At 58.5% G+C, this 1530-nt stretch carries 2 protein-coding genes; both read left to right on the top strand.

Going from position 1 to position 1530, the window contains the following annotated elements:
* A partial coding sequence (locus VES88_02355; protein HYN80314.1) for an ATPase domain-containing protein occupies positions 1–426 on the top strand: 426 nt, incomplete at its 5' end.
* Positions 427–435: 9 nt separating this feature from the next.
* On the top strand, positions 436–1530 hold a 1095-nt coding region (locus VES88_02350), incomplete at its 3' end, for an ATP-binding protein (GenBank protein HYN80313.1).

Here is a 1530-nt window from a genome sequence, read left to right as displayed (position 1 = left end):
GATTCGCTGGCCGGGTTTGAGATGGCGCTGGCTCCCGGCTTCCGCACCGACTTCCGGGAATCGCTGTACCGGATGATCGGCGCACTCACGAGGACTGGTGTGACGATCCTCAGCACCGTTGAAATTCAGGAGATCTTTACCGGGTTCAGCCTCAGCTCCTACGCGATCTCGTTCCTCAGCGACGACATCCTCCGCCTGCGGTTTGTGTCGATCAACGGCCAACTCCGCAAGATGATGGTAGTCATCAAGATGCGTCGGAGCACACACAGCATTGACATGCGCGAATTCAAAATCACTTCCGAGGGTCTTGTCATCGGCGAGCGATTCATGGGTTATCGCGGCCTAATCACCGGGGTTCCCGGGCCATGGAACGCAGAGCCGGAGGAAATCCAGGAGCTTCCGGACGAACTGGAAAGTAATAAGTAGGGGTGCCATATGCGTGAGGAACCAGGATCGGTCACGGGGGAGCAGGCTTTCGACCTTGTGCGCCTCAGCCGGTACTTTTCTGAACTTTCACCGCACCCCATGGTCGCCGTTGAAGGAACGACGCACATCGTGCGCCAGCTCAATCCCGCGTTCTCGCGCCTTGTCGGGAAGGAGGCAACGGAACTGGTGGGACGCCCCTTCGCCGAGGCCGTGCCGGAAGGGGAGGAAAATAGATGTCTCTCGCTTTTCGACCGTGTGTATCGCACGGGAACGCCGGAGATTTTAGTCGAGCAGGAGCACTGCCAAACGCCACCCGTTTACTGGTCTTATTCGGTGTGGGCCATACTCGGGGCGGACGAACGCCCGGTGGGGGTCATGATCCAGGTGACCGATACGACAGAGATGGCGATCTTCCGAAGACAAGTGATCGCGATGAACGAACAGCTCCTGCTCTCTGCAACCCGGCAACATGAACTCACGGAAACCGCGGAGAGAGCGAATCAGCTCAAAGATGAATTTCTCGCCACGCTCTCGCATGAACTTCGCACGCCGCTGACATCGATTGTCGGGTGGGCGCAGATGTTAGGAAATCCTAAGCTCGACCCGGTGGCTTCCTTACGCGCCATCGAAGTCATCCGGCGTAATGCGCGGATGCAAGTGCAGATGATTGACGATCTGCTCGATGTCTCGCGCATCATCACCGGCAAGTTGCGCCTGAGCGTGCAACCCGTTGACCTCGGCACCATCATCATCGCGGCGGTTGAAGGCCTGCGCCCGACGGCGGAAGCTAGGGAGATGCGTTTACAGTTGCAACTCGATTCTCCGGCGGGGCAAGTCTCGGGCGACCCTGACCGGCTGCAACAGGTGGCGTGGAATCTAATCTCGAACGCCATCAAGTTCACGCCGAAAGGCGGGCGCGTGATTGTTAGTCTGGAGCGCGTCGAATCACATGTCGAAGTTACGGTCAGCGATACCGGCAAAGGCATCGCGACGGAGTTTCTGCCGCACGTCTTCGACCGCTTCCGGCAAGCCGATGCGACGACCACGCGAGCATTCGGCGGGTTAGGCTTAGGTTTAGCGATTGTCCGTCAATTGGTCGAATTG

Source organism: Gemmatimonadaceae bacterium, from assembly GCA_035633115.1.
Taxonomy (GTDB): domain Bacteria; phylum Gemmatimonadota; class Gemmatimonadetes; order Gemmatimonadales; family Gemmatimonadaceae; genus UBA4720.
The sequence above is the reverse complement of the archived record's forward strand: the minus strand, read 5'-3'. Positions and strand labels throughout refer to the sequence as shown.